Here is an 18604-nt window from a genome sequence, read left to right as displayed (position 1 = left end):
GGGACAAGAAATTGCGCGGCCGGCCCTTCTAAATCGATTGGAATTGAACAAAACGGCGCGTTGACATGCGACCGGAGTTTGCTGAAAAGGGGCTTCGAGAGATGCAAATGTGGTTCGCAAGGGGATCTGCGATGGGTTTTGGCGGTCGGTTGCGCAAGCGCCTGGCCGTGCCGTTGCTGATCATCGGCGCGGGATTGGGCGCGGTTGTCGCGACCTCGCCGGCCCGGGCAGACTTTCGCGTTTGCAACGCAACGCAAAATCTGGTGGGCGTCGGCATCGGCTATCGCGCCAAGGCCGGCTGGATCACCGAGGGCTGGTGGCACATCGAAGGATCGACCTGTAAGACGCTGATTGAGGGTCCGCTGTCATCAAGGTTTTACTATCTTTATGCAGAAGACGCCGAACGCGGCGGGCGCTGGGACGGCCCGATCAACATGTGCGTCGCCGAAAAAGAGTTCAAGATCGCCGGCGTGAATGATTGCGTCGCCCGGGGCTTCCAACGCGCCGGATTTCAGGAATATGACACGGGCGAGCAGGCCAGCTGGATGGTCCAGCTGACCGACGAGCCCGCAACGGGAGGCGCGCCAGCGACCCCCGCCCCGGGAACAAACAGTCAATGAGACGCAACCGCAAGGTCAAGATCCTCGCCACCATCGGTCCGGCTTCCTCCTCCGAGGAAATGCTGAAGAAGCTTTTCGAAGCGGGCGCTGATGTCTTCCGCATCAATATGAGCCACACCGACCACGAGCTGATGCGCACACTGGTCGGCCGCATCCGGGCCGTCGAGGCCGCCGTCGGCAGGCCGATCGGCATCCTCGCCGACCTGCAGGGTCCGAAGCTTCGGGTCGGCAAGTTCGCCAATGTCAAGGAAGCGCTGACTCCGGGGCAAACGTTCACGCTCGACGACAACCCGGAACCTGGCAATTCCAGCCGTGTGTATCTGCCGCATCCCGAAATCCTGAGCTCGGTCGAGCCCGGTCACCGTCTTTTGATCGACGACGGCAAGCTCGAGCTGAAGGCGATAAAGAGCGACGGCAAGTCGATCACCTGCACGGTGGTTGCCGGCAGCGGCATTTCCGACAAGAAGGGCGTCAGCCTGCCCGACACCGACCTGCCGGTCGGCGCGCTGACCGAGAAGGACCGCGCCGATCTCGACGCGGTGCTGGCGGCCAGTGTCGACTGGGTGGCGCTGTCCTTCGTGCAGCGGCCGGAGGACCTGGCGGAAGCCCGCAAGATCGCGCGCGGCCGCGCGCTGATCATGGCCAAGATCGAGAAACCGCAGGCTGTCGCGCGGCTGCCTGAAATCATCGAGCTGTCCGACGCGCTGATGGTCGCCCGGGGCGATCTCGGCGTGGAAATGCCGCTCGAAGCCGTGCCGGGCATCCAGAAGCAGATCACGCGCGCGGCGCGCCGCGCCGGCAAGCCGGTGGTGATCGCGACTCAGATGCTGGAGTCGATGATTACCGCGCCGGTGCCGACCCGCGCCGAGGTCTCCGACGTGTCGATCGCCGTCTTCGAGGGCGCGGACGCGATCATGCTGTCAGCCGAATCCGCGGCCGGCGCCTATCCGGTCGAAGCGGTCGCCATGATGAACCGCATCGCCACCAAGGTCGAAACCGATCCGACCTATGCCGGTATCATCAACGCGCAGCGTTCGGAACCCGAGGCAACCGGGGCCGACGCGATTTCGCTGGCCGCCCGCGAGATCGCCGAGACGCTGAAACTGTCGGCAATCATCTCCTACACCGCGTCGGGCACCACGGGCCTGCGTGCCGCGCGCGAGCGCCCGCAGGTGCCGATCGTGGCGCTGTCGCCGATCCTCAACACGGCGCGCCGCCTATCGCTCTTGTGGGGCACGCATTGCGTCGTCTCGCCGGATGCCACCGACCTCGACGACATGGTCGACAGGGCCTGCCGCATCGCGCTGGAAGAAGGTTTTGGCAAGCCGGGCGACCGCGTCATCATCACGGCCGGCGTGCCGCTGCGGACGCCCGGATCGACCAATATGCTGCGCATAGCCTATTTGGGATCTGAGACTCACTAGGGTGCGTTGAGATTCGGGTGAGGCCGGCCTGCAAATGCCGGCTTCCTGCGCTTCCGGTGCTCACGTACTTTGAGTACGCTCCACTCCGGCCTTCGCCGGCCGAAGCCCTCATAGGTGTCTCGGCTCTATGAAAGGCTACGGCCGGCGTAGGCCGGTTCTCGGAAACCATCATTTTCGACTCGGCCTGACCCGAATCTCAACGCACCCCAGGCGCTTGGTCTTCGATCAGCCTGGCGCGAGTTCTGCGTCGGGCACCTTGAGTTCTGCGCAGCGGCCGGCGCCTTGCGCATCCCCGGCGATCCGGCCTTCCACGGCCTTAGCCATCGCCTGCAAGTCGATCGGCGCGCCGCTCACTTTCTCGATCGCGTCGACCACGAGGCCGGGCGCGATCCAGTCCGGCTTGTGGCCGAGATTGTGGACCCAGACCAGCTCGGCACCCGGGATGTCGCGCTCCAGGCCGGCGGAATGGATCGCCGCGTAGACCACCTTGTCGCGGTCGCCTGAGATGACGACGGTCGGCGCCTTGATCTCGCGGTAAGTGGGCGAGGCGGCGCTGACATAGTCGTAGAGCTGGGCGACGTCGCGGGCGTTGGCGCGAAAGGCGGATGGCCTGAGCACCAGCGGGATCGAAGCCTTGCCGATGTAATCGTCCGGCAGGTTGTTGGGCGAGAAGACGCAAGCCGTCGCATCGCCGATCCGCAGCATACCGGCCGGATAGGCGAGGGTTTCGGAAAACAGCCAGCCGACCACGGGCATGGCGGTGAGCTTGTAGTACCAGGCGGTCGCGCCGCCCGGCCAGGGATGCGTGGCGGGTGACACGAAGACGAGACCGGCTGTTTTTTCGGGATGCTGGCGGGCGAATGCCGTGGTGATCGCGCCGCCGAAGGAATGCGCGACGATGACCGCCCTCTGGATGCCGAGGCGGTCCATCAGCGCGGCGATCGTATCGGCTTGCTCGGCAAGTGTTTCATTGTCGCCGCGTTCCGACCAGCCGAAGCCCGGGCGGTCTAGGAACAGCATGTCAGCGCGGCCCTCGAGCAGGGGTTTTAGCGGCAGCATCTGGTCCTTGAGATTGGCGCTGGCGCCGTGGATGAAGACCACCGGCGGCAGGTCCGCGCCGCCCGACGCAGGGATATGGACGTAGTGGATTCGCGCGCCGTTGATCTCGGCGAATTCGCCCACAGGCGGGTTGCGGCGCTCGATCGACCAGATGCCGACGCGGGTGACGCCGGCAAGGGCAAAGAGGAGCGCGATGAGGAACAGGAAGGCGGCGCAGATGAGGTTCATGCGGGGAGATACGGGTGGGAGGAGAATTAGTTTGAGGCAGTAGGGCAGTAGGCAGTAGGCAGTAGGCAGTAGGCAGTAGGCAGTAGGCAGTAGGCAGTAGGCAGTAGGCAGTAGGCAGTAGGCAGTAGGGCTCTCTTTTCCCTACTCCCTACTGGCCAATTCCTACTGCCTAAATACCTTCGCCGGCCAGCTCTTCCGAAAGCGTCGAAACCTGGTTCTGGGCGCTGCGCATCATTGGGTAGATCGCCAGCACTTTTTGCCAGGCTTCCAGCGCCGACTGCTTGTGGCCGGTCTCGGTCATGATCTGCGCGAGGCCTGAAAGGGCGCCGAAATGGCGCGGCTCGAGCTGTAAGGTGCGGTCGATGTCGGCCATCGACTTCCCGTAATTCTTCATCAAGAAATGCACGGTGGCGCGGCGGTTCCAGCCTTCGGCGTAATTGGGCTGCAAGGTCACGACCTGGTCGAGGAAATCGAGCGCGACGTCGAATTTCTGTTCTTCCGTCGCCTTTTGCGCCCATTGCATCATCAGGTCGATCGAGGCGCTGCCGGACTGGTTCCACTCGCTCCAGATATGGCCAGCAATACGCTCGGCGGCTTTTTCGTTGCGTTCGCGCTTCAACTCGGCGAAGAGCTGGTCGAGGCGGCCCTGCTTGGTCGGGGCGGCCGGCGGCGGTGTCGCGGCGGGCGGCGCGGCATCTGGAGGCAGCGCGCCTGGCACCGTTTCTGCTGCTGCGGGCAAAGCTATGCCTGACAGCAAAAGGGCGGCGAGAAATGCAAAACGAATCCGCATCTCCGGAATCTAATCCCGGGCGGCGGATCGTCCAAATGATTTTAGCGTGAGAGAGCCGGCGAGCCGGCAATCAACATCAAACAGGCGCGGTCTCTTTGTGCATGTCGTTGTCCCAAAACCGCTTGGCACTTTTGGGCGACATGCACTACGCCGCGCGCAAAACTCAGCCCTGGCGCGCCTTGTAGCGCGGAGCGGTCTTGTTGATGATGTAGATGCGTCCCTTGCGGCGAACCAGCCGGTTGTCGCGGTGACGCGCCTTGAGCGCCTTGAGCGAATTCTTGATCTTCATGGTCTTGCCTGTTCGGTCAGGGCCCGTCCCGGGCCGAATTTTAAAAGGCGCGCCCGGAAAAAGCGCGCCTTTGAACTTGCGGTGGCTCATAAACGAGGAGTGTTGTCCGTGTCAACCACGTGACGATGCCCGAATAGGGCAATTGACGCGATCCATTAAATATTCGCCATCCCGGCCGGCGCGGCATTGCGCGACTCACGGACGATTGGAATGGTGGGTCGACTGGAATGGTGTCCACGCCCAAGCGACTGGAGATTCGCATGCGCCGTCTGTTTCTGTCCGCCTGCCTTGTCCTTCTTACCGCGCCGGCCGCTTTTGCCGAGGATTGCGACCGCAGCGACGACAGCCAGTCGATGATGAACATCTGCGCCGATGCCGACTTTCAGGCGGCCGATGCCAAGCTTAATGCCGCCTATAAAAATATCGTCAGCCGCAACGATCAGGCCTCGAACAAGCTGTTGCAGACGGCGCAACGCGCCTGGATCGCCTTCCGCGACGCCGAATGCGCCTATTCGACCGCCGACAGCGAAGGCGGCTCCATCCATCCGATGGAGGTATCGCAGTGCCTGACGAAGCTCTCAACCGAGCGCACAAAGCAGCTGACCTCCGACGCCAACTGCAAGCTGAGCGATCCGAGCTGCGCCGGCTCGGACGCGGGCGACGACCAATAGGGGAGTTATCGCGCCCGGAAGAGGCGTGTGAAATGGCCCATCTTGCGGCCGGGGCGTGACTCCGCCTTGCCGTAAAGATGCAGCATCAGGTCGGGCTCGTTGAGCAGCGCCGGCACCTTCAGCATGTCGTCGCCGATCAGATTTTCCATCACGCAGTCAAAATGCCGGGCGGGCGAGCCCAGCGGCAGGCCAGCGACGGCGCGGATATGCTGCTCGAACTGCGAGATGATACAGGCAGCCTCCGTCCAGTGGCCGGAATTGTGCACGCGCGGCGCCAGCTCGTTGGCGAGGAGCGAGCCGTCGGCGAGGACAAAGAACTCGACACCGATCACGCCGACATAGTCGAGCGCGGAAAGGATTTTCGAGGCGGCAGCCTTGGCGGCGGCGGCCGTTTGCGGGCGGATGGCCGCCGGCAAGGTCGAGCTGCGCAATATACCTTCGCGATGGACATTCTCAGCCGGATCGAAAGCAGCGACAGTTCCGTCGAGACCCCGCACGGCGATCACGGAAATCTCGCGCTCGAAGGCGACCAGCGATTCCAGGATCAGCGGCACATTGCCCATCGCCTCGCAGACGCCGGCAAAGCCGCCCGTTTCCATGTTGCGGAAGACGCGCTGGCCCTTGCCGTCATAGCCCATGCGCCGCGTCTTCAGCACGCCGCTGCCGTTGAACTTCCTCAACGCCTCGGTCAGCTGGTCGTCATTGTCGACTGCGCAGAATTCGGCCGTGGGAATGCCGATGCCGTTCAAAAAGCTTTTCTCGGTGACGCGATCCTGCGCCACTTCGAGCGCGCGGGCGGGCGGATAGACCGGAACTTTCGCCGCCAGCGTTTCGGCGGCGGCAACCGGGACATTCTCGAATTCGTAGGTGACGACGGCGCTGGCGGCGGCGAGCTCGGCGAGCGCTGCCGGATCGTCATAGGCGGCGACGATCTGCCGGTTGGCGACCTGGGCCGCCGGGCAGTCGGCCTGCGGTTCCAAGACAACGATGTGGTAGCCGAGACGGGCGGCGGCCATCGCCAGCATGCGGCCGAGCTGGCCGCCGCCGATGATGCCGATGGTCGATCCGGGGGCGAGGCTCACGGCGTGTCCGTCGGCTCGGTGGCGACCTTGGCGGTCTGCGCCGAGCGCCAGGCGTCGAGCCGGGCTGCCAATCTGTCGTCGTTGAGCGCCAGCACGGCGGCGGCGAGAAGTGCGGCATTGGCCGCTCCCGCCTTGCCGATCGCCAGCGTGCCAACCGGGATGCCGGCCGGCATCTGCACGATGGAGAGCAGCGAGTCCTGGCCGGACAGCGCCTTGGATTCGACCGGAACGCCGAAGACCGGCAGCGGCGTCATCGCCGCCGTCATGCCGGGCAGGTGCGCCGCGCCCCCGGCGCCGGCGATGATCACCTTGAAGCCGGCAGCCTTGGCGCCCTTGGCGAAGTCATAGAGGCGGTCGGGCGTGCGGTGCGCCGAGACGATCAGCCTTTTGTGCGGGATGCCGAGCGCTTCCAGCGTTTCCGCCGCCTGGCGCATCGTCGCCCAGTCGGACTGGCTGCCCATGATGATGGCGACGTCGGCACGCTGATCGGTCAAGGTATCGCTCCCGGCGGCAAAGGCGCGCCTTAGCGGAATTCGCCTGCTGCCGCAAGGATTGTCATGCCGGCGGCCAGCTAGTCCGGCCAGCGCAACGATCCGGCCGAATCCTTGCGCGACACTTTCATCGCGTTAGCCGGCCGGTCCTTCGCCGTCAGCACCGCGCGCAGTTGCTCGGCCACAATCTCCGCCTCGCCGGGATGCAAATTGCAAGGGTCGAGGAAGAAATGACCGCGCTCGACCTCGTGGTTGCGCACGATGATCGGCGGCGAGCCAGCCGCGAGCGCGGAGGCGAGACCGGCAGCCGTGAAGCGGCTTTCGGGGCGCACGAAAACCTGCAGGCGGTCGAGAGGATTGCTGGTCGGATCGGGTATGATCTCAGCGCCGATGCCGGGAATGCCCTGCAGGGCATCCTTCCACAGGTTGAGCGCCGCCTCCTCGCGCCGGCGGATGCCTGCATGGTCGCGCCTCTCCCAGGCGTCGAGCGCCGCCATCGTGCCGGCGATGCTTTCCTTACCGACCTTCATGGCGCGCGCCACGCCGCGGTTCTGCAGATAGGCAGCGCGCACCAGGTCCTTGCGGCCGGTGACGATGCCGCTGGTAGGCCCTGAAAGGAATTTGTGGCCGCTATAGACGACGATATCGGCACCGCGCGCCAGGAAGCTGCGCAGGTCGTATTCCGAAGCGGCGTCGACGATCACCGGCACACCCTTGGCCTGGCAGATCTCGCAGAACTCCTCCAGCGAAAGCATACCGTATTGCACCGTGTGGTGAGCGACGACGAAGAGGGCCGCCGCCGTGCGCTCGTTGATCGCCTCGCGCACATGATAGTCCTGTGTCACGCTGACAGTGCCCGCCGGAATGACCTTGGCGCCGGCGACGCGGATCGACTGGTCGATGGGCGCGCCATAGTTGACGATATGGCCGAGCTGGATGACGACCTCCGACTTCAGGCCTTCGGTGTCGTCCGGCAGGCGCTCGATCGCCAGGAGATTGGTGCCGGTCATCGCGCCGGCGATCGCCATGGTGATGCCCGAGGCGCAGCAGGCGGTTATGAAGCCGGCCTCGCCGCCGGTGAGACGGGCGACGACCGCGCTCGCGGCTCGCTGCAGATCGTCCATCTCCACCCATTGCGAGGCGATCTCGGCCATGGCGCTGATGGCTTCCGGAACGATGATCGAGGCCCCGAGCGCCGTCATCGTGCCAGAGACGTTGATGATGGGCCGCAAGCCAAGCCGCTCGCGGATCGTGGTGTTGGAGCCGGCGTCGGAATAGGTTTTCATGAGGGCGAACTCCTAAAGTCAGGCAGCGATCTCGACGACCGCTTCGATTTCGACGGTGATGTTTCCGGGCAGCGAGCCGACGCCGATCGCTGAGCGGGCGTGGCCGCCGATCTTGTCGAAGACATCGGCGAAAAGGTCCGAGCAGCCATTGACCACTTTGGGGTGGTCGCTGAAAGTCGGGATCGCGTTGACGAAGCCGAGCAGCTTCACCACGCGCACGATACGGCCGAGGTCGCCCGCCGCCGCATGCATGACAGCCAGCAGATTGAGGCCGGTGAGGCGGGCATGCTCATAGGCTTGCTCGACGGTTACGTCCTCGCCGACCTTGCCGGTGCACAGCGTGCCGTCGGCGCGCAGCGGCCCCTGGCCTGAGAGGAAGATCAGCCGGCCGCTTTCGGCATGGGTGACGAAATTGGCGATCGGCGTCGGCGGCTCGGGCAGCATCAGGCCGAGTTCGGCGAGCCGGGTGTAAGGCGTCATGGAAGAATGCTCCTTGGACGGCTAAAAACCATCCGATGTCAGAAATGCGAGGCGCGGAAGCGCGCCAGGAAGGTGCGCAGCCGCTCATTGGTGGTCTCCGCGGCAAGGACCTCCCTCGGCGGTCCGACCGCCGAGACGCCGCCGTCGGCCATGAAGACGATGCGGCTGGAGGCATCGCGGGCGAAGGCCATCTCGTGCGTCACCATCACCATGGTCATGCCGTCCTCGGCCAGGCTGCGCACCACCGCCAGCACCTCGCCGACGAGCTCCGGATCGAGCGCCGAGGTGATCTCGTCGAGCAGCAGGATTTTCGGCTCCATGGCGACGGCACGCGCAATGCCGACGCGCTGCTGTTGGCCGCCTGATAGCTCGGCCGGCAGGCTGTCGGCCTTATGGCCGAGGCCTACCCGGCCCAGCCAATGCTCGGCGATCGAGCGCGCTTCCGCACTGCTCTTGCCGCGCACCTTGGTGAGGCCGAGCATGATGTTGCCGGCTGCGGTCAGATGCGGGAAGAGGTTGAAGCCCTGGAACACCATGCCCGTCTCGGCGCGCATGGCGGCGAGATCTCTTTCGCTGCGCCGCTGGCGCGTTCCGGCATCACGGTATCCAACTTCCTTGCCGTCGATGCGGATCGAGCCCGAGTCATAGCTCTCGAGGAAGTTGACGCAGCGCAGCAGCGTGGTCTTGCCGCTGCCGGACGGGCCGATCACGGTCACCACCTCGCCCTTGGCCACCGTCAGGCTGACAGAGCGCAGCACGCTGACCGAGCCGAAGGATTTCGAGACCTCGGCAATATCGAGAAGCGCGGTGCTGTTGTTCGAACTGGTGGCCATCACGTTAGTCCCGGATGAAAGCGAAGCGCCGTTCCAGCCGTCGGCTGGCGTATGAAAGCGCATAGTTGACGGCGAAGTAGATGAGGGCGCCGAGGATATAGAGCGGCATCGCTTCATAGGTGCGGCCGATCACCTGGTTGATCGCCTGCATCAGATCGGTGATGCCGAGCAGCGAGACCAGCGCGCTGCCCTTCACGGCGTCGGTGACGCCATTGATCCAGGGCGGCAGGAAGCGGCGGAAGGCCTGTGGAAAGATGACGTAGGCGAGCCGCTGCCGGAAGGTCAGGCCGATCGCCATCGCCGCTTCGGACTGACCCTTTGGAATCGAGGCGACGGCGCCGCGCAGATATTCGACGACCTGGGCGGTCTTGAACAGAGTGAGCGCCAGCACGGCGGCCCAGAAGGACTGCAGGTGAACGCCGACCGCCGGCAGGCCGTAATAGACGAAGAAGATCAGCACCAGGATCGGAATGCCGCGGATGGTGTCCGAGAAGATGCGCACAGCCCAGCGTATTGGCGCGGGTCCATAGACCAGGCCGACGCCGAGGATGACGCCGGCGACGAGCGACAGCACGACGACCAGCAACGACACCCAGAGCGTCAGCGCGAAGCCTTGGGCGAGGAACGGCAGAGCGTAGGCGATCTGACCCAGCATCTCAGCGCGCCGTCCGGTACCAGCGCTCGACAAGGCGCAGCGCGAAAAGCAGAATATAGCCCGTCATCAGATACATCGCCGTCACCACGAGATAGACCTCGACGATGCGGAAGGTGTTGAAGTTGATCCACTGCGCGCCATAGGTCAGCTCCGGCACCGAGATGACGGAAGCGACGGACGTATCCTTGAACAGCGAGATGAAGGTGTTGGAGAGCGCCGGCAAGGTGATGCGCATCATGGTCGGGAGGCGCACATGGATGAGCCGCTGCCAGGGCGTCAGCCCGATCGCCTTGCCGGCATCGAGCTGGCCGCGCGGCACGGCTTCCAGGCCGGAGCGGAACACTTCGACCAGATAGGCGCCGCTGTAGAGGGCGAGCGTCGCGACGAAAGAGGTCTGCGCGCTATAGACGAGATCGACGACCGTCGGCAGGCCGTAGAAGACCAGATAAACCAGCAGGATCAGCGGCACGTTGCGGATGAATTCGACATAGGCCGCGATGATGCCGCGCACCACGCGTCCGGCCGAGACATACCAGACCGCCAGCACAAGGCCGATGACGATGCCGATGGCGATCGAAATCACGGCAAGCTCGAGACTGAGCAGCAGCCCGCCCCACAGCTTGTCGAAATGCCGCCAGATCAGGTTGAAATTGAGCGTATAGCCCATGCGTCCGTCTCAATAGCCAGCGATGACGGATCGAGCATCCGTCACCCGCCAGGCCTGTGTCGAGGAAAAACAGGCGGAAGGACGGCTCCCTCCGCCGGCTTGGCGTATGGCTTGTCAGATGACCGGGAAGCCCGGATGACGCGGCGGCGGCTCCTGGCCGAAATATTCCTTGAAGGCGGCGTCGTAGAGCGCCGTCTCATGGCCGAACATGGCGATGGTGAAGGTCTGGTTGACGAAGGTCAGCCAGTCGAGATCGCCCTGCCTGACGGCCGCGCCGTAAAGCATCGAGTACCAGCTCTTGCCGGCATCGAAATATTTGTCCGGGTTGCGCGAGGCGAGCCAGCGCACGGTCGAGAGGTCGACCGCGGCGGCGTCGACGCGCTTGGACTCCAGCGCCTGCAGCACGTTGGCCTGGGTGTCGATCTGCATCACCTGCGCCTGCGGCAAGGCGAAATGCACCGAGCTTTCGGCATCGACATTCTGCAGGATCGAGATGCGGGTGTTGGCGCCGTTGGCCAGGAGCTTGTCGAAGGTCTTGTTCTCGGAGCCGGGCAGGGTGAGCAGCGCGACGCCTTCGACATAGTAAGGCCGCGAGAAATGGATCAGCTGCGAGCGCTGCGCGGTCATGGTCATGAACTGGATAGTGATGTCGACCTTGTTGGTCGTCACGTTCGGGATGCGCTGCGCCGGGTCCTGGGGTACGAACTCGACCTTGGTCGGGTCGTCGAAAAGGCCCTTGGCGAGGATGCGGCCCATGGTGATGTCCATGCCGACCAGCTCGCCGGCATCATTCTCGAAATGCCACGGCGCATTGGTGCTGCCGGTGCCGACGATCAGCTTGCCGCGATCGAGCGCGGTGCGCAGCACGCTGTCCGACGCGGCTTGCGCCGCCGCCTTCTCGGCGCTGATTGCGGTGAGCGCGCCGGCGGTGGCAAGGCCCGCCATTCCCAGTTTCAGAAAATCACGTCTGCCGGATGTGTCGTTCACGGCGACCTCCTTTGATGGTTTGTTCCCCAATGCTGCAGAAATACGCATCGCGACAGCGATTGTCTCTTACAAGAGACGCGTGTATCCTGTACAAGACAGATACTAACACCAGGAATCGACAATGCAAGATGGTGAAACGCTGAACGCGTGGCCGACCGAAGGCGCCGACGAAGAGCGGCCCGCGAACTCGCGGGAAAAGGGCCTCAACAGGGTCTTGAACATGCTGGAATTCCTGCACGCCAATCAGCGCGCGATCGGCATTGGCGAGTTGGCCAAGGGGCTGAATGCCCCGCGCTCGACGACCTACACGCTGGTGCGCGAGCTGGTCGAAGCCGGGCTCCTGGAAATGGCCGGCGACGGCAACCGCGTCTATTTCGGCAAGAAGCTCTATCTCTATGGAATGGCCTATATGCGCGGCAACGACCTCTTACGGCGCGGCCGCCAGGAGGTCGACACGCTGTCGCGAGAGACCGGCGAGACATCAGAGCTGTGCATGCTGCAGAGCGGCCGCTACACGATCGTCCACTCCAGCCCCGGCAACAGGCCGTTCCGCATCAGCTCGGCCACCGGCTTGCAGATCCCGCTGCCCTGGACGGCTTCCGGCCGGCTGCTGCTTGCCGGTCTCGACCGCGGCCGGATCGAAGCGATGGTCACGCAAGACGATCTCGTGCTGCCGGACGGCCGCAAGATCGCGCTCGACGATTTCATCGACGACATCGGAAAGGCCCGGGTCACCGGCTATTGCGTCACATCGGGCCTGGTCGATGCCTATACCAAATGCCTTGCGGCGCCCGTGTTCTCGGCTCCCGGCAAGGTCGAGGCGACGATGTGCCTGGTGGTGCCGATCGACACGTCCGAGGACCGTACAGGCGAACTGCTGACCGTGCTGCGCGAGCGCGCGGCGCGGCTTTCGATCTCGTGACGGCGTTGAGCCGGTTATTGATCCAAGGCGTGTCGATATTCAGGTGAGGCCGGCCTGCGAATGGCGGCCTCCTGCGCCTCCGGTGCTCGCGTACTTCAAGTACGCTCCGCTCCGGTTCTCGGAAACCACCATTTTCGACTCAGCCTGACCTGAATCTCAACACGCCTTAGGCGATGATGTCCGGGATAATGCGGTCCTCCAGCGCCGACAGCCGGTCTTTCAGCATCAGCTTCTTCTTTTTCATGCGCTGGATCTGAAGCGGGTCACAACCGGTGGCGATCATCGCGTTGATGGCGGCGTCGAAATCGGCGTGTTCCTGTTTGAGCCGGGAATATTCGAGGCGTATTTCAGCCTGTTCCTGTTCGGACATTATCTACCGTTTTGCGTATGCGTCGCCCAATCGGGCTGTCTGGGCGGGGCCGGTCGGGTTTCTGTCGGTGACCGGCGCGCAGCCCTTATCACATTTCACTTTGTCGTGGAATGCTACCACGTGGCATTCGACATCGAGATCGGTTGGTGGCAAAGTGTCATGGTGCCGTCACAGTCGCAACCTGCGGTGGAGGCGCCCGCGACGGCTGCAATCGAGGAAACCATGAAAGGGAGAACCAATCATGTCTCTTGCATCCCATCTTGATGAGTTGCAGCGGAAACACGGTGACATCGAGCGTGAACTTATCGATGCGATGAACCATCCTTCGGTGGACGACCTCGAAATTGTGAATCTCAAGCGGCGCAAGTTGGCAATCAAGGACGAGATTGAAAAGCTGAAAGGGAAACCGACCTCGCACTGAGCCTTCTTCAGGCGACATCACCGCTCCCGCCGCGGTGCCAACCTACCGGTGGCAAGAAATGCCACCGGCCCGTTGTCTTTAACCGAATCATCTGACCGTTTTTGCGTAGATCTTGCGGCCCAAGGCTTTTGCATGAGCCCTGCGGCCGCTGATCGCGGGTGATCGATTTGCAGGCCTTGCCTGCCGCTTGCCATTGACAAGCCATCTTTGCTCCGCCACCTCATGCCCGGAACCCCCAGATGAAGGCGGCCGGCATGACCGGATATTTTTCCTCTCCCTTCCCGCGGCGCACGTCGGTCGGCGTGTCGGTCGGCGGCGTGATGGTCGGCCGCGGCGCGCCGGTGGTCGTACAGTCGATGACCAATACCGACACCGCCGATATCGACCAGACCGTCGCCCAGGTCGCGGCGTTGCATCGCGCCGGCTCGGAAATCGTGCGCATCACTGTTGACCGCGACGAGAGCGCCGCGGCGGTTCCGCGCATCCATGAGCGGCTGTCGCGGCTCGGCATCGACGTGCCACTGGTCGGCGACTTCCACTATATCGGCCACAAACTGTTGGCGGATCATCCGGCCTGCGCCGAGGCGCTGGCGAAATACCGCATCAATCCCGGCAATGTCGGCTTCAAGGACAAGAAGGACCGCCAGTTCGCGGCGATCGTCGAAATGGCGATCAAGCACGACAAACCGGTGCGCATCGGCGTCAACTGGGGCTCGCTCGACCAGGAGCTGTTGACCCGGCTGATGGACCAGAACCAGGCCCAGGGCTCGCCGCTCACCGCACAGGAAGTCACGCGCGAGGCGATCGTGCAGTCGGCTATCTTGTCGGCCGAGATGGCCGAGGAGATCGGACTTGGCCGCGACAAGATCATCCTGTCGGCCAAGGTCAGCGGTGTGCAGGACCTGATTGCCGTCTATACCGAGCTTGCCACACGCTCCGACCACGCGCTGCATCTCGGCCTCACCGAAGCCGGCATGGGCACCAAGGGCATCGTCGCCTCCTCCGCCGCGATGGGTATCCTGCTGCAGCAGGGCATCGGCGACACGATCCGTATCTCGCTGACGCCGGAGCCGAACGGCGACCGCACGCGCGAGGTGCAGGTGTCGCAGGAGCTGCTGCAAACCATGGGCTTCCGGCAGTTCGTGCCGATCGTCGCGGCCTGCCCGGGCTGCGGCCGCACGACATCCACCGTGTTCCAGGAGCTCGCTCAGAGCATCCAGGCCGATATCCGCAAGAACATGCCTGTATGGCGCGAGAAATATCCCGGCGTCGAGAACCTCAAGGTCGCGGTGATGGGCTGCATCGTCAACGGGCCCGGCGAATCGAAGCATGCCGACATCGGCATCTCGCTGCCCGGCACCGGCGAGACGCCGACGGCGCCCGTCTTCATCGACGGCAAGAAGGCGGCGACTTTGCGCGGTCCCTCGATCGCGCAGGATTTCGAGAAGATGGTCGGCGACTATATCGAGCAGCGCTACGGACACGACAAAGCCGCGGCCGAGTAGGCCGATGCACCGTTTCCTCGCGGTGGCCCTGGCCTTGCTTTGCAGCTTCAGTTGGGTGGCAGGCGCGTCCGCCGACCCGCCGCAGTCGAAATCGGCTGCCAAACGGTTGATCAACCGTGTCTGCGATCTGATCGAAGCCCAGGCCCAGCAGAATGGCCTGCCCAAGGATTTCTTCGCCAGGCTGATCTGGAAGGAAAGCCGCTTCGATCCGAACGCGGTGAGCCCGGTCGGTGCCGAAGGCATCGCCCAATTCATGCCCGGCACCGCCAAGATGCGCGGCCTGGCCAATTCCTTCGACATCGAGCAGGCGCTTCCCGCCTCGGCGAAGTACCTTGCCGAGATGAAGGCTGGCTACGGCAATCTCGGCCTCGCGGCTGCCGCCTACAATGCCGGGGAAAACCGGGTGTCGCGCTGGCTGGATTCCGGCGGCTTCCTGCCGATGGAGACGGAAAGCTATGTCTTCGACATCATGGGCGAACCCGTCGACAAGTTCTCGGACAAATCTTATGCCGGCACCGTCCAGCCGCTCGATCCGAAGATGAGCTTCGCGGTCGCCTGCCGCAGGCTGCCGGTGATCATGTCGCAAACCGTCGCCATGGCTTCGATCAACGTCAAACCGTGGGGCGTGCAGGTGGCGGGCAATTTCCGCCGCTCGGCGGCGATCGGCCAATGGCTGAGGGTCAAGAGTCGGTTCCCGGCGCTGCTCGCCAGCCATGATCCGGTGGTGAGCCGGGTGCGCACGCCGATCGGCCGGCGCGGCATCTATGCGGTCAGGATCGGCGCCGACTCGCGCGGCGAGGCCAACGGCATCTGCGACAAGCTGCAAAGCGTCGGCGGCGCCTGCGTGGTGATGCGCAACCGGTAGCAGCAGGCCGGAAAGTGAGAAACGTCGGCGGGACAGCACCCCCTCTGTCCTCCCGGACATCTCCCCCGCAAGGGGGGAGATCAGATGTCGCACCGGCCTTCGCCAATCGCCACCGTTGCAGGACTGAGCGAGGCGCCGAAACTGCCAATCTCCCCCCTTGCGGGGGAGATGGCCGGCAGGCCAGAGGCGGGAACCCGGCAGTTGATCTTTATCGAGAGCTGCCCTCGTTCGGCAAACCGCTCAAGCCGTCTTCGCCGACACGGTCTCGCTGAGCCAGGTGCCGATCTTGGCGCCGAGGCGATCGGGCGAGACCGGCTTCGGCAGATAGTCGTCCATGCCGGCCTCGATGCATTTTTCGCGGTCGCCCTTGAGCGCGTGCGCGGTGACGCCGATGATCGGCGTGTGATCGCCGCTCTGCGCTTCGATTGCACGGATGGCGCGGGTCGCCTCATAGCCGTTCATCTCCGGCATCGAGACATCCATCAGCACCAGGCGAGGACGCAGTGAGCGGTACATCTCGACCGCCGTGCGGCCGTTGCCGGCGATGCGGTAGCTGAGACCGAAGCCGTTGAGGATCTGGCCGAAGACCAGCTGGTTCACGTCATTGTCCTCGGCGATCAGGATATCGACCGGGCCGCTCGGCGCGGCGGTCGATTCCGGCGCTGCCGGGACCGGAACGGCCGGGCCACGGATGACGGTGAAGGCCGGCTGGGGCGCCGGAACCGCCTGGGTCATGACCGGCTCGCGCACGAAATGCGCCTTGGCGCCTTGCGTGCGCGCCTTCTGGATGGCGGAGATGACGGTGCCGAGCAGCACCGCCGAGCGCGCCGGCTTGGTGAGATGCGCGACGATGCCGAAATCGATCACCATCCGGCCGAAATCGACCTGGTCGACCGAAGTGAGCAGCACGACCGGAATCGAGGAAAGGCGACTGTCGGCCGCGATGGCTCGCGCTACATCGGCGCCGTTCATGCCGGGCATCTGGTAGTCCAGGATGATGCAGTCGACCGAGGCGCCGAGCTGGCAGGCGCGGTCGAGGAAGGCGAGGCCGACGGCGCCGCTTTCGGCGGCCGCGCAGTCGAAGCTCCAGCTTCTGAGCTGCTCCAGCAGGATCTCGCGGTTGACCGGATTGTCGTCGATGACCAGGACGCGGGCGCCGGTGACATCGACCGGCACGAGGTCGTCACGCGCCTGCTGGTCATGCGAGGGCAGCGGCACGGCGAACCAGAAGACGGAGCCGCGGCCGATCTCGCTTTCGACGCCGATCTTGCCGCCCATCAGGTCGACGAGCCGGGCCGCGATCGCAAGCCCAAGCCCGGTGCCTTCGTGGCGGCGGGTCGAGGAACCGTCGACCTGGGCGAATTTCTCGAATACGCTCTGCAGTTTCTCGGCCGGGATGCCGATGCCGGTGTCCTCGACGCGGACCTTGAGCTGGACCACGCCGTCGACGACATCGCCGCCGACGTCCACCAGGACATGGCCCTTCTCGGTGAACTTCACGGCGTTGCCGAGCAAATTGGTGACTATCTGCCGGAAGCGCCCGGCGTCGCCGACCACGAACGCCGGCAGGCGCGGGTCCACGCGCACGATGAGCTCGAGATTCTTTTCGGCAACGCGCGCCGACACTAGCGTCGCCACATCCTCGACCGCTTCAGCCAGGCGGAAGGGGGCGGGGTCGAGCGTCAGCTGGCCGGCATTGATCTTGGAGAAATCGAGGATGTCGTTGATGATGGTGAGCAGCGCGTTGCCGGATTTGACGATGACGTCGGTGAAGGTCTTCTGGCGCGGCGTCAACTCCGTCTTGGCGAGCAACTCGGCCATGCCGAGCACGCCGTTCATCGGCGTGCGGATCTCATGGCTCATATTGGCGAGGAATTCCGACTTGGCGCGGTCGGCTGCCTCGGCCTTGAACAAGGACGCGGCGGTCTCGGCGAAGGCGCGGCGGATTGCGTTCTCCATCGGCCGGAAGATCAGAACCGCGGCGACGGCGAGCACGGCAAACAGCAGCCCGCTCGCCCACAAGAGCAGTCGGTCGTTGGAGGCGTCGGCGAGGCGACGCTCGTCGTCGAGCGCGGTGCGCACCTTGACCAGCATCGGCTGGGCGAACAGGTCGTTCTGGTTGCGGATCTCGCGGTAGCTCCATTCGTCGACCTTCTGGGCGGTCGACATCAGATTGAAGTTGCGCACCATGTCGCGCGCTGACCAGAACAGGTCGTCATTCACCGAGGCGGTATCCAGCGTATTGATGGAGTTCCTGGACAGGCGCGGCTTGATCGCCGCAAGCTCGGCGTTCAGGATCTCGATCTCGGCCGTCAGCCGTTCCGAATGACCGCGCGCGGCGGCCGTCAGCGCGTCGCGCGTCTCGCTGCGCCAGGCGGTGCCGGTCGTCTCGGCGAAATTGGTGGCGTTGCGCAGGTCCCGGGCGAAGATGACGAAATTGCCGCTGAGGGCATCGACCTCGTGGCGGTACGAATTCACACGGTTGAGCGCGAACATGACCGCCGCCGAAGCCAGCGCGAAGATCAGCAGTCCCGAAATGTAGCGGATCCGGATCGACCGGAGGAAAGAAGAATATTCCGGCATGCGCAACCCCAACACATACGCACAATTTTAATGGCCGAGATTACGCTTGATTTACATTAAGATTTCGTTGGAGGGCGAGATCCCCCTGCGCTGACGGATCGAGGCGGGCGGGCCGCTCTGCAAGCGGCCCGCTTTGCTCGGGTTCAGATCCTATTCCTTGGCCCGGTAGGCGTCAGGAATGACGAAGACCTCGTCGGCGCGGCCATAGCCCCCATCGGGAACCTCCTCGATCAGCACCATCGTGGTGGGACGCACACCTTCGCCGAAATAGTCGACGAACATCTGCGTGGTCTTGTGGACCAGGTCCTCTTTCTGCGCCTTCGTGAGAGCGGCTTCGGGCATCTTGAAGTTGGCAAAGGGCATTTCCAGGTTCCTT

General features: G+C 64.2%; 21 protein-coding genes. 7 read left to right on the top strand and 14 right to left on the bottom strand.

The genetic code is table 11. From position 1 onward, the window contains the following. The first annotated feature begins 65 nt into the window (after positions 1-65). Both EN869_RS05895 and pyk read left to right on the top strand, forming a co-directional pair. Positions 66-620, top strand: coding sequence for a DUF1036 domain-containing protein (locus EN869_RS05895; protein WP_189341219.1), 555 nt, complete (start codon positions 66-68; stop codon positions 618-620). Further along, a complete protein-coding gene (pyk, locus tag EN869_RS05890; protein ID WP_127225343.1) occupies positions 617-2044 on the top strand; it encodes a pyruvate kinase in 1428 nt (475 codons plus the stop codon). The genes EN869_RS05895 and pyk overlap by 4 nt, the downstream gene beginning before the upstream one ends. Positions 2045-2269: 225 nt before the next feature. Here pyk and EN869_RS05885 read toward each other — a convergent pair whose 3' ends face one another. The 3 genes from EN869_RS05885 to ykgO all read right to left on the bottom strand — a co-directional run bounded on the left by EN869_RS05885 (position 2270) and on the right by ykgO (position 4410). Beyond that, a complete protein-coding gene (locus EN869_RS05885; protein ID WP_127225342.1) occupies positions 2270-3331 on the bottom strand; it encodes an alpha/beta hydrolase in 1062 nt (353 codons plus the stop codon). 169 nt (positions 3332-3500) lie between these two features. Further along, positions 3501-4121: a hypothetical protein gene (locus EN869_RS05880; protein WP_127225341.1), complete on the bottom strand. Its 621-nt coding sequence runs from the start codon at positions 4119-4121 to the stop codon at positions 3501-3503. 163 nt (positions 4122-4284) lie between these two features. Then, a complete protein-coding gene (gene ykgO, locus EN869_RS05875; RefSeq protein ID WP_040974291.1) occupies positions 4285-4410 on the bottom strand; it encodes a type B 50S ribosomal protein L36 in 126 nt (41 codons plus the stop codon). A 260-nt stretch (positions 4411-4670) separates the two neighbouring features. Here ykgO and EN869_RS05870 point away from each other — a divergent pair, with 260 nt between their 5' ends. Further along, a complete protein-coding gene (locus EN869_RS05870) occupies positions 4671-5081 on the top strand; it encodes a lysozyme inhibitor LprI family protein (protein WP_127225340.1) in 411 nt (136 codons plus the stop codon). 5 nt (positions 5082-5086) lie between these two features. Here the strand turns inward: EN869_RS05870 and EN869_RS05865 are convergent, their stop codons facing one another. The 8 genes from EN869_RS05865 to EN869_RS05830 all read right to left on the bottom strand — a co-directional run bounded on the left by EN869_RS05865 (position 5087) and on the right by EN869_RS05830 (position 11520). Beyond that, positions 5087-6163 carry a 5-(carboxyamino)imidazole ribonucleotide synthase gene (locus tag EN869_RS05865; protein ID WP_127225339.1) on the bottom strand — a complete coding sequence of 359 codons (1077 nt, stop codon included), beginning with the start codon at positions 6161-6163 and terminating at the stop codon, positions 5087-5089. After that, complete coding sequence (gene purE / locus EN869_RS05860) at positions 6160-6657, bottom strand: 5-(carboxyamino)imidazole ribonucleotide mutase (RefSeq protein ID WP_127225338.1); 498 nt, start codon at positions 6655-6657, stop codon at positions 6160-6162. Before purE ends, EN869_RS05865 begins: the two co-directional genes overlap by 4 nt. A gap of 77 nt (positions 6658-6734) precedes the next feature. Next, the gene (locus EN869_RS05855) at positions 6735-7940 is read right to left on the bottom strand and encodes an aminotransferase class V-fold PLP-dependent enzyme (RefSeq protein WP_127225337.1); all 1206 of its coding nucleotides are present in this window, start codon (positions 7938-7940) and stop codon (positions 6735-6737) included. Between the two features lie 18 nt (positions 7941-7958). Further along, complete coding sequence (locus EN869_RS05850) at positions 7959-8420, bottom strand: RidA family protein (RefSeq protein WP_127225336.1); 462 nt, start codon at positions 8418-8420, stop codon at positions 7959-7961. 38 nt (positions 8421-8458) lie between these two features. After that, positions 8459-9253 (bottom strand): amino acid ABC transporter ATP-binding protein, encoded by a 795-nt coding sequence (locus EN869_RS05845; protein WP_127225335.1) that lies wholly within the window; start codon positions 9251-9253, stop codon positions 8459-8461. Positions 9254-9257: 4 nt separating this feature from the next. Next, on the bottom strand, positions 9258-9908 hold the full coding sequence (locus EN869_RS05840) for an amino acid ABC transporter permease (protein ID WP_127225334.1): 651 nt from the start codon (positions 9906-9908) through the stop codon (positions 9258-9260). A 1-nt stretch (position 9909) separates the two neighbouring features. Beyond that, a complete protein-coding gene (locus EN869_RS05835; RefSeq protein WP_127225333.1) occupies positions 9910-10575 on the bottom strand; it encodes an amino acid ABC transporter permease in 666 nt (221 codons plus the stop codon). A gap of 114 nt (positions 10576-10689) precedes the next feature. Beyond that, complete coding sequence (locus EN869_RS05830; protein WP_189341225.1) at positions 10690-11520, bottom strand: transporter substrate-binding domain-containing protein; 831 nt, start codon at positions 11518-11520, stop codon at positions 10690-10692. A gap of 163 nt (positions 11521-11683) precedes the next feature. Between EN869_RS05830 and EN869_RS05825 the strand changes: the two genes are divergently transcribed. Then, the gene (locus EN869_RS05825) at positions 11684-12484 is read left to right on the top strand and encodes an IclR family transcriptional regulator (protein ID WP_127225332.1); all 801 of its coding nucleotides are present in this window, start codon (positions 11684-11686) and stop codon (positions 12482-12484) included. A gap of 166 nt (positions 12485-12650) precedes the next feature. On the opposite strand, the gene EN869_RS05820 is transcribed toward EN869_RS05825, so the two are convergent. Next, positions 12651-12854 (bottom strand): DUF465 domain-containing protein, encoded by a 204-nt coding sequence (locus tag EN869_RS05820; protein ID WP_040985243.1) that lies wholly within the window; start codon positions 12852-12854, stop codon positions 12651-12653. 241 nt (positions 12855-13095) lie between these two features. On the opposite strand from EN869_RS05820, the gene EN869_RS05815 reads away from it, so the two are divergent. The 3 genes from EN869_RS05815 to EN869_RS05805 all read left to right on the top strand — a co-directional run bounded on the left by EN869_RS05815 (position 13096) and on the right by EN869_RS05805 (position 15645). Beyond that, positions 13096-13275: a YdcH family protein gene (locus tag EN869_RS05815; RefSeq protein WP_095816731.1), complete on the top strand. Its 180-nt coding sequence runs from the start codon at positions 13096-13098 to the stop codon at positions 13273-13275. Between the two features lie 254 nt (positions 13276-13529). Continuing rightward, entirely contained in the window at positions 13530-14780 is a 1251-nt protein-coding gene (ispG, locus tag EN869_RS05810) for a flavodoxin-dependent (E)-4-hydroxy-3-methylbut-2-enyl-diphosphate synthase (protein ID WP_127225331.1), read from the top strand. 4 nt (positions 14781-14784) lie between these two features. Next, a complete protein-coding gene (locus tag EN869_RS05805; protein WP_127225330.1) occupies positions 14785-15645 on the top strand; it encodes a transglycosylase SLT domain-containing protein in 861 nt (286 codons plus the stop codon). Between the two features lie 240 nt (positions 15646-15885). On the opposite strand, the gene EN869_RS05795 is transcribed toward EN869_RS05805, so the two are convergent. Next, the gene (locus EN869_RS05795) at positions 15886-18228 is read right to left on the bottom strand and encodes a response regulator (protein WP_127225329.1); all 2343 of its coding nucleotides are present in this window, start codon (positions 18226-18228) and stop codon (positions 15886-15888) included. A 150-nt stretch (positions 18229-18378) separates the two neighbouring features. Beyond that, on the bottom strand, positions 18379-18591 hold the full coding sequence (locus EN869_RS05790; protein WP_127225328.1) for a 4-oxalocrotonate tautomerase family protein: 213 nt from the start codon (positions 18589-18591) through the stop codon (positions 18379-18381). Between the last annotated feature and the right edge of the window lie 13 nt (positions 18592-18604).

This window comes from Mesorhizobium sp. M2D.F.Ca.ET.226.01.1.1 (genome assembly GCF_004022705.2).
GTDB lineage: Bacteria > Pseudomonadota > Alphaproteobacteria > Rhizobiales > Rhizobiaceae > Mesorhizobium.
The sequence above is the reverse complement of the archived record's forward strand: the minus strand, read 5'-3'. Positions and strand labels throughout refer to the sequence as shown.

Bases quoted from the DNA above. Each gene is read 5' to 3' on its own strand.
- EN869_RS05895 (WP_189341219.1), top strand. From the start codon at position 66: ATGCGACCGGAGTTTGCTGAAAAGGGGCTTCGAGAGATGCAAATGTGG.
- pyk (WP_127225343.1), top strand. From the start codon at position 617: ATGAGACGCAACCGCAAGGTCAAGATCCTCGCCACCATCGGTCCGGCT.
- EN869_RS05885 (WP_127225342.1), bottom strand. From the start codon at position 3,331: ATGAACCTCATCTGCGCCGCCTTCCTGTTCCTCATCGCGCTCCTCTTT.
- EN869_RS05880 (WP_127225341.1), bottom strand. From the start codon at position 4,121: ATGCGGATTCGTTTTGCATTTCTCGCCGCCCTTTTGCTGTCAGGCATA.
- ykgO (WP_040974291.1), bottom strand. From the start codon at position 4,410: ATGAAGATCAAGAATTCGCTCAAGGCGCTCAAGGCGCGTCACCGCGAC.
- EN869_RS05870 (WP_127225340.1), top strand. From the start codon at position 4,671: ATGCGCCGTCTGTTTCTGTCCGCCTGCCTTGTCCTTCTTACCGCGCCG.
- EN869_RS05855 (WP_127225337.1), bottom strand. From the start codon at position 7,940: ATGAAAACCTATTCCGACGCCGGCTCCAACACCACGATCCGCGAGCGG.
- EN869_RS05850 (WP_127225336.1), bottom strand. From the start codon at position 8,420: ATGACGCCTTACACCCGGCTCGCCGAACTCGGCCTGATGCTGCCCGAG.
- EN869_RS05845 (WP_127225335.1), bottom strand. From the start codon at position 9,253: ATGGCCACCAGTTCGAACAACAGCACCGCGCTTCTCGATATTGCCGAG.
- EN869_RS05840 (WP_127225334.1), bottom strand. From the start codon at position 9,908: ATGCTGGGTCAGATCGCCTACGCTCTGCCGTTCCTCGCCCAAGGCTTC.
- EN869_RS05835 (WP_127225333.1), bottom strand. From the start codon at position 10,575: ATGGGCTATACGCTCAATTTCAACCTGATCTGGCGGCATTTCGACAAG.
- EN869_RS05830 (WP_189341225.1), bottom strand. From the start codon at position 11,520: ATGGCGGGCCTTGCCACCGCCGGCGCGCTCACCGCAATCAGCGCCGAG.
- EN869_RS05825 (WP_127225332.1), top strand. From the start codon at position 11,684: ATGCAAGATGGTGAAACGCTGAACGCGTGGCCGACCGAAGGCGCCGAC.
- EN869_RS05820 (WP_040985243.1), bottom strand. From the start codon at position 12,854: ATGTCCGAACAGGAACAGGCTGAAATACGCCTCGAATATTCCCGGCTC.
- EN869_RS05815 (WP_095816731.1), top strand. From the start codon at position 13,096: ATGTCTCTTGCATCCCATCTTGATGAGTTGCAGCGGAAACACGGTGAC.
- ispG (WP_127225331.1), top strand. From the start codon at position 13,530: ATGACCGGATATTTTTCCTCTCCCTTCCCGCGGCGCACGTCGGTCGGC.
- EN869_RS05805 (WP_127225330.1), top strand. From the start codon at position 14,785: ATGCACCGTTTCCTCGCGGTGGCCCTGGCCTTGCTTTGCAGCTTCAGT.
- EN869_RS05795 (WP_127225329.1), bottom strand. From the start codon at position 18,228: ATGCCGGAATATTCTTCTTTCCTCCGGTCGATCCGGATCCGCTACATT.
- EN869_RS05790 (WP_127225328.1), bottom strand. From the start codon at position 18,591: ATGCCCTTTGCCAACTTCAAGATGCCCGAAGCCGCTCTCACGAAGGCG.